13 protein-coding genes and 1 tRNA gene are annotated in these 12,470 nt (G+C 57.4%); 5 read left to right on the forward strand and 9 right to left on the reverse strand.

The window, feature by feature from the left end:
• The first annotated feature begins 83 nt into the window (after window positions 1–83).
• Window positions 84–159: transfer RNA gene (locus ADU59_RS02975), tRNA-Thr, on the forward strand.
• Window positions 160–278: 119 nt separating this feature from the next.
• Here ADU59_RS02975 and ADU59_RS02980 read toward each other — a convergent pair.
• Window positions 279–794, reverse strand: a complete 516-nt coding sequence (locus ADU59_RS02980) for a hypothetical protein (RefSeq protein WP_068951523.1) — start codon at window positions 792–794, stop codon at window positions 279–281.
• Window positions 791–1,231: a hypothetical protein gene (locus tag ADU59_RS02985; RefSeq protein ID WP_068951525.1), complete on the reverse strand. Its 441-nt coding sequence runs from the start codon at window positions 1,229–1,231 to the stop codon at window positions 791–793. The genes ADU59_RS02980 and ADU59_RS02985 overlap by 4 nt, the downstream gene beginning before the upstream one ends.
• 344 nt (window positions 1,232–1,575) lie before the next feature.
• Between ADU59_RS02985 and ADU59_RS02990 the strand changes: the two genes are divergently transcribed.
• From ADU59_RS02990 to ADU59_RS03000, 3 genes are read left to right on the forward strand one after another with little or no spacing between them, the layout of a single operon-like run.
• Entirely contained in the window at window positions 1,576–1,884 is a 309-nt protein-coding gene (locus ADU59_RS02990; protein ID WP_139093134.1) for a hypothetical protein, read from the forward strand.
• A 45-nt stretch (window positions 1,885–1,929) separates the two neighbouring features.
• Window positions 1,930–2,301, forward strand: a complete 372-nt coding sequence (locus tag ADU59_RS02995; RefSeq protein ID WP_068951529.1) for a hypothetical protein — start codon at window positions 1,930–1,932, stop codon at window positions 2,299–2,301.
• A 9-nt stretch (window positions 2,302–2,310) separates the two neighbouring features.
• Window positions 2,311–2,601 (forward strand): hypothetical protein, encoded by a 291-nt coding sequence (locus ADU59_RS03000; RefSeq protein ID WP_068951531.1) that lies wholly within the window; start codon window positions 2,311–2,313, stop codon window positions 2,599–2,601.
• A 4-nt stretch (window positions 2,602–2,605) separates the two neighbouring features.
• On the opposite strand, the gene ADU59_RS03005 is transcribed toward ADU59_RS03000, so the two are convergent.
• On the reverse strand, window positions 2,606–2,872 hold the full coding sequence (locus tag ADU59_RS03005) for a winged helix-turn-helix domain-containing protein (RefSeq protein WP_193427063.1): 267 nt from the start codon (window positions 2,870–2,872) through the stop codon (window positions 2,606–2,608).
• Entirely contained in the window at window positions 2,869–3,189 is a 321-nt protein-coding gene (locus tag ADU59_RS30960; RefSeq protein ID WP_193427064.1) for a hypothetical protein, read from the reverse strand. The genes ADU59_RS03005 and ADU59_RS30960 overlap by 4 nt, the downstream gene beginning before the upstream one ends.
• Window positions 3,190–3,326: 137 nt before the next feature.
• Between ADU59_RS30960 and ADU59_RS03015 the strand changes: the two genes are divergently transcribed.
• On the forward strand, window positions 3,327–5,030 hold the full coding sequence (locus ADU59_RS03015) for a site-specific DNA-methyltransferase (RefSeq protein WP_068951535.1): 1,704 nt from the start codon (window positions 3,327–3,329) through the stop codon (window positions 5,028–5,030).
• Between the two features lie 60 nt (window positions 5,031–5,090).
• On the opposite strand, the gene ADU59_RS03020 is transcribed toward ADU59_RS03015, so the two are convergent.
• The 5 genes from ADU59_RS03020 to ADU59_RS03040 all read right to left on the reverse strand — a co-directional run bounded on the left by ADU59_RS03020 (window position 5,091) and on the right by ADU59_RS03040 (window position 12,394).
• The gene (locus ADU59_RS03020) at window positions 5,091–7,364 is read right to left on the reverse strand and encodes a S8 family peptidase (RefSeq protein WP_083198102.1); all 2,274 of its coding nucleotides are present in this window, start codon (window positions 7,362–7,364) and stop codon (window positions 5,091–5,093) included.
• Window positions 7,365–7,367: 3 nt separating this feature from the next.
• Window positions 7,368–8,492 (reverse strand): AAA family ATPase, encoded by a 1,125-nt coding sequence (locus ADU59_RS03025; protein ID WP_068951539.1) that lies wholly within the window; start codon window positions 8,490–8,492, stop codon window positions 7,368–7,370.
• Window positions 8,493–8,630: 138 nt separating this feature from the next.
• Window positions 8,631–9,143 (reverse strand): helix-turn-helix transcriptional regulator, encoded by a 513-nt coding sequence (locus tag ADU59_RS03030; RefSeq protein WP_068951541.1) that lies wholly within the window; start codon window positions 9,141–9,143, stop codon window positions 8,631–8,633.
• 59 nt (window positions 9,144–9,202) lie between these two features.
• A complete protein-coding gene (locus tag ADU59_RS03035) occupies window positions 9,203–11,596 on the reverse strand; it encodes a hypothetical protein (RefSeq protein WP_068951542.1) in 2,394 nt (797 codons plus the stop codon).
• A gap of 51 nt (window positions 11,597–11,647) precedes the next feature.
• The gene (locus ADU59_RS03040) at window positions 11,648–12,394 is read right to left on the reverse strand and encodes a hypothetical protein (RefSeq protein WP_068951544.1); all 747 of its coding nucleotides are present in this window, start codon (window positions 12,392–12,394) and stop codon (window positions 11,648–11,650) included.
• Window positions 12,395–12,470: the final 76 nt, after the last annotated feature.

Below are 12,470 nucleotides of genomic sequence, written 5' to 3' on the forward strand. Positions count from 1 at the left end.
CTCAAAACTGATGGCTTGAAATCCCATCGGTTTGCAGGTATCAGCCCCTCACACATCGTTCCGCAGCTTTGCGGGACGCATGGGCCGCTTTAGCTCAGGTGGTAGAGCACATCATTCGTAATGATGGGGTCGCAGGTTCGAGTCCTGCAAGCGGCACCATAAAATTCAAACACTTAGCAGCAAGCTTTCGCCTCGATCAGTGTCAACGAATGACTTCGGGCAACGTTCTGGGCAACATCCGACACCGTCGGGAATTTTCCGGGCAACACGAATCCTTCCTACTGGATCAACGAATCCAGCAGGGTTTCGAGCTGATCCGCATTCAATTCCAAGTCAAAGCGGTTTCTCTTTCGGATATGCGCGAGGAGATATTCGACCTTTCGAGCCTTTGTCGCGCCGGTTCGGCAGTTAAAATGCAACAGTGCCGCGAAGGTGCTGTCTTCCGCCTCGAACGCGCGCTGTCCCTCGTCACACTCCTCCAGCTCTTCCGGCATGGTGTCTGTCACTCGGAAGGCTTCTCGATGAGCCTTGATAGCCTCGTCGAGTTGACCCACCTCGATCTCAGGCGCGGGCATCGACAGCCAGAACAACGGCTGCTCGGGCTGGTGAGGAACGATCGTGATCTGAAAGCGCATGCAGTCGGGCCAGGTGGCCATTGCCTTCGCGAGTCCGCGTGCGTGGTGCTCAGCATCCTTCCAAGGCTCCAGAGGGGCGGTTGCCGCCGCGGACACGCCTGGCGCTGCTGCTGCCCCCGCCAGGGCGAGGAGAACTTGACGACGATCTACGTTTGTCATTGCAGCAGCTCCCTTGCTTCCTGGAGCATTTTGCGGCCTCGCTCAAGCCGATGTTCAATATCGTAAACACCGGCGCTCAGGGCGCGGTTCTCCTCGTCCATGCGTATGCTTTGGATCGCAAGGAAGACAAGGTGGGCTATATCGGCTGCCTCGCTGAAAACATCCTCGGCCTCCATGATCACCGAGATTGCCTCGTTGTTGACGCCTTTCGCTTCGCCAATCGGGACAGGCCGGCGCTTTGCGGCATCCTCATCAACGTACTCGCAAAGGAATACGGGGTGGTTGTTCGAGCCGGCCGGATTAATGGTCAGCATGGCAGCCAGGGGCACGCGATCGAGTAGCGACGATATTTCATATGCCAGCTCGCGGATGCGGTTGCGGGCGTGAATTTCAGAAGGCACGCCTTCGGCGGCGGCCGGAACGGATGCGTTCGGCATTGTCTTACTCCATCGATGTTTCGATGTGCATAATTATTGCCACACTTAACAGCTTGTCAATAGTTATTGTAATAGTTATTGTACTGTTAATCCGATTGCTCTAATTTGTCGACAATACAGGAGAGATTTCCGATGGGCAGACCGCCAGTACCCACACACCTCAAGCGCGACAAACGCCTCGTAGTGATGCTGACCGATGAAGAGAACAGCATGCTGGGCGACGCTGCCAGAGCCGCAGGCGCCGCCTCCTTGAGCGACTGGGTGCGAGAAACACTTATTTCAGCCGCGTCTCATGGGAAGTGAACACACTGGCGGTCCGCCTCATCTCAAAGAAAAGGAACGACATGAACATTCGTCTTAGTCACGCCCGCGGTGTCGTAGGGGAAGCCGTTGAGGTGCTCGTTGGCAGCGGAGGCACCCGCGATAGGCTACGATTGGCAGCGACGATCTTGCACGGCATCCTGCCGAACGACTTCGAGGGCTACCTCGCGCTGAAGGATAAATTCGACACAATTCATTCAGCACTCAGCAAGGTGCAGAGCAAACTCTACGGCAGCTACGATGCCACGATCGACAAAATGAGCGGTCCGGCGATGAGCAAACTGACCGCGCAGATACTCGAATTGGACAGGGCGATCCGGGAAGAGAAATAGCGCGCGGGATGATCCGCGATTAATTTCGTGAGGAAGGAGAAAACAATGGATGATGCCGACCGGCTGGCCAACCACGAACTCGCGCATGATACCCTGAGAAAATCCCAGGATTACATCGGCAGAGGACGGCATCTGCAAGGACTGGCAAACAGCGATCTGGAATTCGAGTTCATCTCATCGGTCCGGCTCGTCGCGCGCGACGGCAATGATGCTGCAAGCCGGCTGGCAATGAACGACGCTCAAGCCGAATTCGATCTTCGAGGTGTATCGCCACCTTTCGACCAGATCGGCCCGGAGATCACAATAATGGCGCGACGGGGCCGGGACAAGATCGCCGCCATGCCGTCGGAAGAGCTCGATCGGATCGAAGATGGAATCAACGAGCGATACCGCGATGCGGCTTCGCGTAGACAATGAGGAACTGGTGTGACCGATCTTTCCGAACTCGATGTTTTGCACCTTGAAAAGCACGCAGCTCTATTCTGGCTCAACAAGATCGTTGATAGTCGCCCGATACCGCGGGAAGCGATGATCGAGCGCGTTACAAGCGTTATGCGTGTTTGCAAGGAAATGGAAACCCCGCCACCAGGATCCACACCCGAGGAGTGGGATTGGGAGGTCACGCTTCGCTATCCCTACATCGAGTCCCTGGGCCTTCAAATCCTTCAGAAGCTCTCATTGGATGACGATCAGCCTTGGGGCGAAGAGATCGCCTGAGCGGTCACCACACCTCTTGGCCGTCCTTCGTGTGTCGGCGCAAGGTGTGATTGACGTCAGCATTTTCATCGTCGGCGAGACCACACCGCCAGTCCATAAACATCTTGACGCGGGGCCAATATCTTCTGTTTGCAAAGAGGGGATGCGGCGGCGGGAATCCTTCCTCAATCAGCTCCGGCAACGCTGCCTTGAACTCCGCGGTCGTGACACCGAGTTCCTTCGCGATCTCCGCCTCGGTCATGAACCGGGCGTCCATCGGATCAATGTTCATTCGCCCCATCGAGACTTTCGCTTCTTTTTCTTCGAAGGATACAGCTTGTAGGATTCAATGTCGTCTTTGGCGAAATATGGACGGCGATCGGCGAGGCCAAACTCGGCATCGAGCCATGCTACCACGGCCGGGTAATATCGCTTGTTGCCGAAATCAGCTTCCGGTTTAGGGAACCCCTCCTTCTCCTCCAGGAATTGGAGCGATGCGCCAAGCCGCGCAGGCAGATTCAAGCGCTTGAGAAGCTCCTCGTCATCAACGAACAGGGTGATCGATTTTGCCATGGGCTCGATCAACACCAGCGCCGCTATCTTCGTCAAGGTGGAGCGGCATCGACCCACCTTGACGAAGACTGCACTGCAGAGTTTCAGTATAGCTTCGAACCCATAAAACCAGTGGTGGTAAATCTTTAATAAAATTCGATCACTCTCATATCCCGGGCTTCGGGGAATTCCAGATGAATCAGCTTTGGTTTGGAGATAATCTTACAATCCTTCGAGAAGAGGTCGCGTCCGAAAGCGTTGACTTGATCTATCTCGACCCACCCTTCAACAGTAACGCAAATTACAACGTCCTATTTCGAACGCCATCTGATGAAGCCGCCAGCGCTCAAGTTGAGGCTTTCCGCGATACATGGACTTGGGGCAACGAAGCTCAGTGGGCAATTGACGAGATCATGATGAGCGGCGGTCCCGTCGCCACTATTGTTCACGCACTTCATTCAGCCTTAGGAGAAAGCGACATGATGGCCTACCTGGTCATGATGGCGCAGCGATTGTCGGAATTGCGCCGCGTGCTTCGCAGCACCGGGTCACTTTACCTGCACTGCGATCCTACCGCGAGCCATTACCTCAAAATCATCATGGATTCCGTTTTCGGTCCAACACGATTTCTCAGCGAGGTGATATGGAAACGGACGAGTGCACACAGCAGCGCTCGCCGCTACGGCCCAATCCATGATGTCATCCTATTTTATGGGAAATCTCCGGACTTCAAGTGGAACCATCAATACCAGCCATACGAACAGGAGTATCTCGACCGTTTCTTTGATCAAACTGACGATGAAGGGCGGAAGTGGAAGCGATCGGATCTCACCGGCGCCGGCACCAGGAACGGTGAAACCGGCAAGCCTTGGCGTGGACTTGATGTTACAGGAAAAGGAAGACACTGGGCCTATGTTCCCGCCAAGCTTGAGGAACTGGATGCCGCTGGTCGGGTCCACTGGCCGAAAAAAGAGGGCGGAATGCCGCGCTTAAAACAATACCCGGAAGATCTGCCTGGCGTTCCTTTGCAAGACATATGGTTTGATATCCGCCCTCTCCACAATCTGACTGCCGAACGACTGGGGTATCCAACCCAGAAGCCACAGGCGCTGCTGGATCGGATCATCAAATCGTCTTCGAACGCCGGCGACGTCGTGCTTGATCCGTTTTGTGGGTGCGGTACTACAGTTGCATCTGCCCATGCGAATGATCGCCAATGGATCGGGATCGACGTTGCATTTCACGCGATCAAAGTAATCGAGGATCGAATCCTACGGCAAAGCCCGCTCGCGCAGTTCGAGGTAGGCGGCGTCCCTCGCGATTTTGAGGGTGCTCAGAGGCTTGCGTTAAACGACAAGTATCAGTTCCAATGGTGGGCAAACTACCTGGTTGGTGTGCAAGCCTTAAAGGAAATCAAGAAGGGACCAGATCGCGGGATCGATGGTCAGATGTACTTTATGAACGGCCCGCGGGGATGGGGACGGGTTTTGACATCGGTAAAGGGCGGCCAAAATGTTGGCAGCAAGGATGTTCGGGAATTCAAAGCAGTCATCGATCGAGAACGGGCGGAGATGGGCCTGTTTATCTGCCTCAATGAACCGACGCGCGACATGAACACGGAGGCCGCTGCGTTCGGTTTCGTTCAGACAGCACACGGCCATTTACCGAAGTTGCAGATCGTGTCGATAGCAGAATGGTTTCGGGGGAAGCGCCCTCATCTGCCGTCGTTGGGTCACATATCCCGGGAGTTCTTCGAGCCCGAGAAACGCGCGAAGCAAAAGAAGGGTCGGATGCCCGATCCCATGGCACCCGAATTCACCTTCAGCTTTCCGGGATCGAAGGCAGAGAACACAGTTGTCCACTTCAATCCTTCGGCGGTGAAGGCTGAAAGCCTCTGAATGTGAAGGTTGGTGAAATCGGTCGGAACGATCGCACCAGCCTTCGTCTCGCAGGCGATATTACTTGGGAAGGCGAACGGGCACTTGGACGCCAGCCCTGGGGCGCATGGCCTGCAGGCGATTACCTGAACTCACAATCACCCTGTCATAGAGGTCTTTTGCAGAGCGGTTTCGAATCGTCAGCGCCAGTGCAAATTTCATATTTGCCGAGCGTCGGCCGCCATGGCCGTGCTCACGAGCAACATAGCTGACATCGAAGGCCGGCTGGCTGAGTGATGAAGCCCGCTTGTTCTTTGATCGCGACAGGGTGGTTTCCCACTTTTGTGCATCGTCGCGCTGCATGTGTTCTGTTGCGTAAAAGTTCTTGGCGGAGAAGAAGCCATCCGCTGCGGGCACGGAAGGGGTGATTAGCTTCGACCCCTTGTAATATGGAGCGGGAAGGGTCGTGGTATCGGGGCGGAACTGGATGTCCAGTCCGGCACGCGTGTAATTGATCGCGTCTTCTGGATCGACCTCGCAATAAAAGCAGAAGGTCGCCTTGATCTCCACCATGCCGCTCAAGCCGTCTGGGACAGGCAAATAGAGCCTTACTGCGCCAGTGGTCGGCATCTGCCGCTGGTACACAATATGCGCCTCATAATCATCGCATAGAACGAGATCCCCGAGACCGTGCGACAGGAAGCCCCAACCCGTTTCCAAACGGTCCGCTTCGTCCCCATTGGCATGATGCACCAGGAGAGCTTTCACGGCAGGAGCCCACAGAGGTTCCGAGAATTGCGCGCGCACGCCCGCGCCCGAACGCATGGCCACAGGAGCTGCAAAGCTCGTCCCCATCGTACCGGAAGCGGCGTGCGGAGAAACCGAACTCAACGCGAGGAACGGCGTTCCATGAGAGCCGCCAAAGGCGAGGAAATCAGGTTTCACATAACCCGGGCTTCGTCCCGGCCCGAAGGCGCTGTAGGGCGCCCGCTTCCAGTCTGAGCCGAACCCGTCACTTGCACCGACGGCAAGCATATTCACCCCGTCTGAAGGAGGCTGGATACGATGCAATCCGTTGCCCCGATCGCGCTCACCGTTATTCCCGCATGCGATGGTCGCGACGGTTTCACCGGCCGCAAGGATTTGATCGAGCCGCGCTGTCCAAGGACTCACGTCATCGTCATCGATCGAATAATCCGGCCCGAGGCTGATGTTGATGAAATCATAGCGGCGTGAGGTCAGCACTGCTTCGATGCGATCAAGGATGTCGAATGCCTCAAAATCGCTGCCGCTGTCGGTATCCCCATAGACGCGCCAGTGATCAACATTCGCATAGGGCCTTGCCAGGGGTTGACCATGGCTCAAGGGTCCAAAGAGAAACGAAGATGTTACGGCGAGCCCATGTCCCTGGGCGGATGCGATAGGTGCTCCAACGCCTGGCGCATCGTGGACGGATACCCACCTATCAAGGCCGTGAGCATCCGGAAGCCCACCATCAAATATGGCGACGGAAAGATCAGGAGCAACAGCCTCCTCCGTCGACACTGTCACAGGGAAAGCTCGACCGACGGAACGAGCTACCGGATCAAAAGGGACGATGCGAGGAGCTTCTCTCAGGACCCGCAGGAACGAGAAATTCAAGACGTCGTCCAGCCGGTCACGAGGTGCGATAATCGGGAGGAAAGCCAACCCGCCCGCTTGGCGCTGACGGTTCAGATCAAAGCTAACTTCGAGCGACCGCATAAATTTCGCAAAGGTCAGGATAACTTCGCTGTTTCCCACCTCGTCTGGATTGTGGAGCACGACTTCCATGGGAATGGAATCGCGCCCTTCAAAACGTGAGGAAAGCTTTTTCAGTCGATCGCGGCCTGGTACCGTAACGCTTTCAATTCTGCGAAAGGCATCTCCAACATCGTCATCGCGCGGAGCCCAGCGTCCCGCCGCGTTGCTGAATTCGATCAATCGATCCGCGTCTCCTGCTAGGTACAGAACTGGAGCAGGCTGGGCTTTGCCGCTTTCTTCTGCCCTGGCAGCCACGACCTTATCCGGGACGATATGCACTGCGCGACTTCCGAGATGGTGAAGCCCCAGCTCCCTGATCAGGCCAGCGGGATAGTAGGACTTCGCCAGATAACTTGGATGCAATGTGACTTCCAGAGCCGCCTCACCTCCTGGAAGGGCGAGCGGCGGCAAGGATGCAATGGCCTCTGCGGTAGATTGCCATTGGGGTGCAAGCCGGCGACGGGCTTCAGAAAAGGAATACGGATGAGCCTTCTCACCCATCCCTCGCGGCGGACGCGCAATCTCTTCTGACAACTGTTCGCCTTGACCGATTAAATATCTTGGGCTGGCCATTTATCAGGATACCTTCGCACGTTTCGCCGGTGTTGCCGGCCGCGTTTTCCGTATTGTGTCCCGGGATATCCCGACGATTTCGCTTATCTTCCGATCGCTGTAACCGCTTTCCGCAAGGAGGTGTGCAGCGCTCTTTCGATCCTCCGGCGATCCCTCTCGTAATTCATGGCCGACGCGCGCCAGGATCACGTCAAGAAGAGGCTCTCGGGCGATCGTTGCGCGCCGTCTCATCCACTGCACCGAGCGAGTCAGGTCACTGAATGACCGCCCATCCCAAAAATTCACAAGCAATGGCATCCACTTCTCAAGCCCCTCCGTATCCTCACCGAAAAGATGGAGCAGCGCTTCCGCACGCTCTGCCGCTGTGGGACTGCGAAATTCAAGAACATCGTCAAAACGGCGCCATACGGCCGGGTCCAGCAATTCTCCATGATTTGTTGCGGCGATGAGCAGACTGGTGGACGGCCAATCGTCCACTTCCTGAAGGAGCACTGTCACGAGTCTCTTCAACTCTCCAACATCGCCCTCGTCGTCACGCTTCTTTGCGATCGCATCAAATTCATCCAGAAGGAGTACCGACTCGACGCTCTTCGCATACTCCAGAACAGATCGGATGTTTGCGCCAGTCTTGCCAAGATAACTGCTCATAACCGTTGCCAGATCGAGCGTGATGAGTGGTCGCCCCAACAACGACGCCAACCATCGAGCACTCATCGTTTTACCAACGCCTGGAGGGCCAACGAAAAGCAACGATCTCGTCGGTCCTAAACCCTGCTTTTCGAGTTCAGTTAAATGCTGCTGCTCCCCGACGACCTGCATGATCCGATCCCGCAAGTCCACGTCAAGGATCGGCTCTCCGGGCATCACCACAGGAAACTCACTCTTCGCAAGAGCAAGCCGGGAATCTGCATCGATCGGAACAACGGCTCCTCCGAAATCGCGGAGGGGAGACAAGGCGGTTGGGGCAAGCGCGAGAAGTTCGGAAAGCTGATTTGCAAGTTCCGGGCTTTGTTTACGAAGCTTGCGGATCGATTGCCGTAGATAGGCCTGCACATCCTGAGCACGACCTGACAAACCCAATCTCGCAAGCTGGACGACTCCTTCCGACAATCTATCCTGCAAGTCCATATTTTCATTACCCCTATGTATTTTCACTCAATATATGAATGAAGTAGTGGACTAGATGTTACCATTTATGGATCATCTAGTCCACCCGAAACATGCCGAGGTTTGAAATTTGGTTTTCATTTCGCCGACAGGGAAATGCTAAGCGGCGCTGGATCGGATCGCACCCTGCTTTCTTGGTCGCCGTGGCAGATCCACCAGGATGATGCCGCACTTCAATCCACCCAGCCACAGCGGGAATGTCTCTGGTCCCATGCCGCGACCAAAATCCTTGCGCCAGTTCTCCAGCTTGTTCGCATATCCTTCCTGCATGCCGGATCTCGCATCGACCTCGATGCAGGACAGCGCAAGCTCGTTGCGGCGCGAAGTCATAGCCTTCACGAACTCATCGTAATTCTGGATCAGGCCGGACACGATCGGCATGCCAAGCGCCGTCTCAGCGCTGTTGATCGGATCATCACCGGATTGCTCGCAGTCCCAGGCTTCAATGTCATCGAGTATGAAATATCGCTTTCCGACAATCTTGCGAGGAGCAGGGAACCCGCGATACCGCATCCAGCGATCGAGTGTCGCCCGCGAAATCCCATAGCGAGCCATCACATCCGCCGCCGGGATGTAAATATCTGCCCTTTTTAAGCTCACGACATGTCTCATCGCGCATCATCCCCACGTCATTTGGTATCATGCAATCCTGACAAGATAGGGCACGACAATCATTCCTCGCCGATCTGGTCCAAAAGTCGGCGCAGATAAAAAAGGTTCTGTCCGGCGACCAAGCGTCGCATCCTCCGGGTGTCGGCCTCTCCCCAGTCACCATTGAGGCCGTTGGCACCAGCTCGAAGAACGCCTTCCAGTTTGTTCGCCGTCGGCCCCAACAGAATGCCGAGCTTCTCACGGCTCTGATAACGTGAGCCCTGCGCTTCTGCTCCGATCGCGCGATACATGTCCGTCGTGCCGCCGGTCCATTTCGAGCCGATCGCATTCGCCTCCTCGATCCATCCCAAAACGCCGCTGCGGCTCATTCCAGCCTTGATCCAATCTGGCAGTGTCTTTGGCGTGTCACGGCCGCTAGCAAGCGAATAGGCGTATTCGCCGACCATTCCGAGAACGACAGCAGCAACGAACCCTTGCGCCACCTGCGCATCGCGCGCCTGCAGGCCGCGGAACAAGATGCGTTCGCTAGCAGCCATCACGAAAGTCTTGTATTGCAGCAACAGCGCAGCAGCCGGGTTTCTGCTTGGGAGCAAACTCTTCTCCTGGCCGGGGCTGATGACCATCATATCCACGTCGCGGGCAATGGCGCCCTCCCAGGCATCGCGTGCGCCTGAATCCTTCCAGGTTCCAGAGTTGGAGAGACGTACCCCATCAATCACGTTCGAGCCCGTATCGCTGGAGAGGTCTTTCCAGATCCGACCTGCCATCGTGGAATCGATGCCGGCCTCTGCGAGTTTCCGGATCTGAGCGGGTTTGGCTTTCCCGACGACGGTGGCTTCGATCGCGCGGCTGAACTGATCCATCGCTGTCGTGCCGGAGATCCGCTGCATCGCGTCCGTCCAGGGCGAAAGTAAGTTGGCGATGAAATAGGCGTTGTTGGCCTTGTCGAGAATGCGATCGGTGCGGCTCGTCGGGGCGTACATGTCGAAGATATCCGAAATGGCCGCGTTCCTCGATTGCAGGATGGTATCGACGCCAATAGCGAGCGAGCGCAGTTCCTGCTTCGACGCCTTCGACAGATCCTTCATCTCCTTGCTGCCGAACAGCCTCATGACGGGATTGAGCTGATGACGAAGCGGACCTGCGAATCCATAGTGAAATATTGCGCCGGCGAGATCCGGGACCGATGCCAGAACAACGCCGCCCATGTCGGTGAGCTGGTTGAACTTCTGAACGTTGGCGGCGGTGCGGCCCCAAGCGCGCATGCGCGGATCTGTCGTATTGCCATAGGTGCCGCGTATCCGGTCGCGCACCGCCGCAAGGTCCGCGACAGTGGCATCGTATTGCGCCTTGAGCTTCAACCTTTCCTTATCGCTCTTCGCCGTGCCTGCGAGAGCATCATGCTCGTCGCGTAGCTTCCGAAAAGTTTCCAGCATATCCACATCGCCGAAACGCTCGGTCAGCAGCACGTCGGGAACGATGGTGTCGAGAAAGCGGTGCGTCGTGCGCTCGATATCGGTATCGAGGAAGTCTCGGATCATCGCATCCGGGATCATGAATTCGCGGGAGGCGAGAGGGCCGCGCGCGTCGCCGGATGGCGCTCCTGCTGACGGCGCCGATGCGTCGTCATACGGAAGACGCCCATCAGGGTTCCCAAGAATGCGGTCGATGATCTCCCCGGCGCGGCTGTGAAGCTCCGCACGGGAGAGGTTGCGTTCGCTGCCAATGATCCGGCGCATGGCCGCCGTGACCGCCTTGTCGGCCGCTGTCAGGCGGTCGGCGCCCGGCGTGCGCGGTCCTGCCTTGTCCCGGGCCTTCATCGAAGACAGCGCCTCGTTTGCGCTCTTCCCCTTCCATCCGGACAACTGGTTTTCAATCTGGCCCCGAAGAACGTCGGCGTCGGCGCGCGCGGCAACATGCTCTTGGCTCCCGCCCTTCGCCTTGCGCTCCAGCTCGACGATCCGGGATTCGGCCTCGTCGAGCTTCTGCCCGAGATCGGTGAGCGTCTGTTGGATATCGGCCTTTCGGCGTTGTTCGCTCGTGAGCCAATCGGCAATGCGATTTTGAGCCTCCGGCCGCTGCGCCGTGAGCTTCTCCTTATTCCAGGATCGCATCATGTAGCTGGCGGCGGTCTCTGGTTCCACGCCTTCCGGCAGCAGCCCGGCCTTGATGGCGCGGTCGCGCCAAGGATTCAGGACGTTGTTCCTGACCCACGTCGCCACCTCAGCCACTTCCGGAATGGCGTGAGCGTCGCCGTTGCGCAGCGCCTCGTCGATCGCCGACTTGAATTCCTGCCGGCTCAACTTCCCGCCCGTCGTGCCGCGGATATCCTCGATCCCCATCATGGCCCGCTGGACGATGTTCGCATCATCCTGTCCAAGACGGTATCGGGTGACGGCTCCTTCGAGCACATCGGAAAATCCGACGCGCGCTTGCCGGATCTGCAGCTTCATCAGACGATCGAGCGCCGGACCGCTGGTAACGGTGCGGCCTTCCGCATTTCCTTAGAACAGATATGGCGTTTCTGCGAGATCAACGAGTGCCCGTCGGGCGGACTTCAAGGGCGAGTTCAGGATCCGACGTGTTGGAGACAGCCTGCCAAAAGGATCACCGCCCGGAAGGCGGTCAAGCGGCGTCTTCACGAGCTGGACGTTTCGAGTGTCGCTTGCTGCCGCGCCGCCGGATTGCGGCTGTGGTGAGGATGAAAGATCGTCGCCCCAGGCGATGCGATCCTGATGAAGCTTTGCCTCCATCGCCAGGCGAGACGGGCGCGAGAGCAGCGCACCGGCGCCGGCACCAAGGATTCCTGAGAGAACCGTAGCCGTTCCGACGTTGGTCGCAAACTCGCTGCCGGTCATGTCCGGAGTCGTTGCCATCATGCCTGCTTCGCTGATCGCTTGTCCCACCGCACCAGTCAGCGCAACGTCAGCGCCGAGGCGGAGCGCGTTCACGCCTGCGGCGGCTCCGGAGAAGACCTTCAGGAGTGGCATGGCGATGGTCGGGTCGGCGAGCCCCATGCCGAACGTCGCTACAGTCCCGCCCCATCCCGAACGAGCGAGCACGCCGCGTGCGTCGTCGTCCTGGTCCCACTCCCGCATAATCGCTTGGGTCTCGTCACCATTCCGAGAATTGGCGAAGCGTTGCGGGTCGCTGGCATACTTCGTGCCCTTGATGTCATTGAACGGATTGTAAGAGGGATCGACAGCGACGTTCTCGCGGTTTGCGTTGTACCGCCACACCCGATACGGCATGTTCGCCGACACGCCTGCGGCGGCCAGCGTCTGTAGAACCGTCGGATCCGGTTCCGGTTCTGGAGCGCCTTGGGGT

It is taken from the genome of Pararhizobium polonicum, assembly GCF_001687365.1.
Lineage (GTDB): Bacteria > Pseudomonadota > Alphaproteobacteria > Rhizobiales > Rhizobiaceae > Pararhizobium > Pararhizobium polonicum.

Excerpts from the sequence above, each read along its gene's own strand:
- ADU59_RS02980 (WP_068951523.1), bottom strand. The coding sequence starts at position 794 with ATGACAAACGTAGATCGTCGTCAAGTTCTCCTCGCCCTGGCGGGGGCA.
- ADU59_RS02985 (WP_068951525.1), bottom strand. The coding sequence starts at position 1,231 with ATGCCGAACGCATCCGTTCCGGCCGCCGCCGAAGGCGTGCCTTCTGAA.
- ADU59_RS02990 (WP_139093134.1), top strand. The coding sequence starts at position 1,576 with ATGAACATTCGTCTTAGTCACGCCCGCGGTGTCGTAGGGGAAGCCGTT.
- ADU59_RS02995 (WP_068951529.1), top strand. The coding sequence starts at position 1,930 with ATGGATGATGCCGACCGGCTGGCCAACCACGAACTCGCGCATGATACC.
- ADU59_RS03005 (WP_193427063.1), bottom strand. The coding sequence starts at position 2,872 with ATGAACATTGATCCGATGGACGCCCGGTTCATGACCGAGGCGGAGATC.
- ADU59_RS03015 (WP_068951535.1), top strand. The coding sequence starts at position 3,327 with ATGAATCAGCTTTGGTTTGGAGATAATCTTACAATCCTTCGAGAAGAG.
- ADU59_RS03020 (WP_083198102.1), bottom strand. The coding sequence starts at position 7,364 with ATGGCCAGCCCAAGATATTTAATCGGTCAAGGCGAACAGTTGTCAGAA.
- ADU59_RS03025 (WP_068951539.1), bottom strand. The coding sequence starts at position 8,492 with ATGGACTTGCAGGATAGATTGTCGGAAGGAGTCGTCCAGCTTGCGAGA.
- ADU59_RS03030 (WP_068951541.1), bottom strand. The coding sequence starts at position 9,143 with ATGAGACATGTCGTGAGCTTAAAAAGGGCAGATATTTACATCCCGGCG.
- ADU59_RS03035 (WP_068951542.1), bottom strand. The coding sequence starts at position 11,596 with ATGAAGCTGCAGATCCGGCAAGCGCGCGTCGGATTTTCCGATGTGCTC.
- ADU59_RS03040 (WP_068951544.1), bottom strand. The coding sequence starts at position 12,394 with ATGCCGTATCGGGTGTGGCGGTACAACGCAAACCGCGAGAACGTCGCT.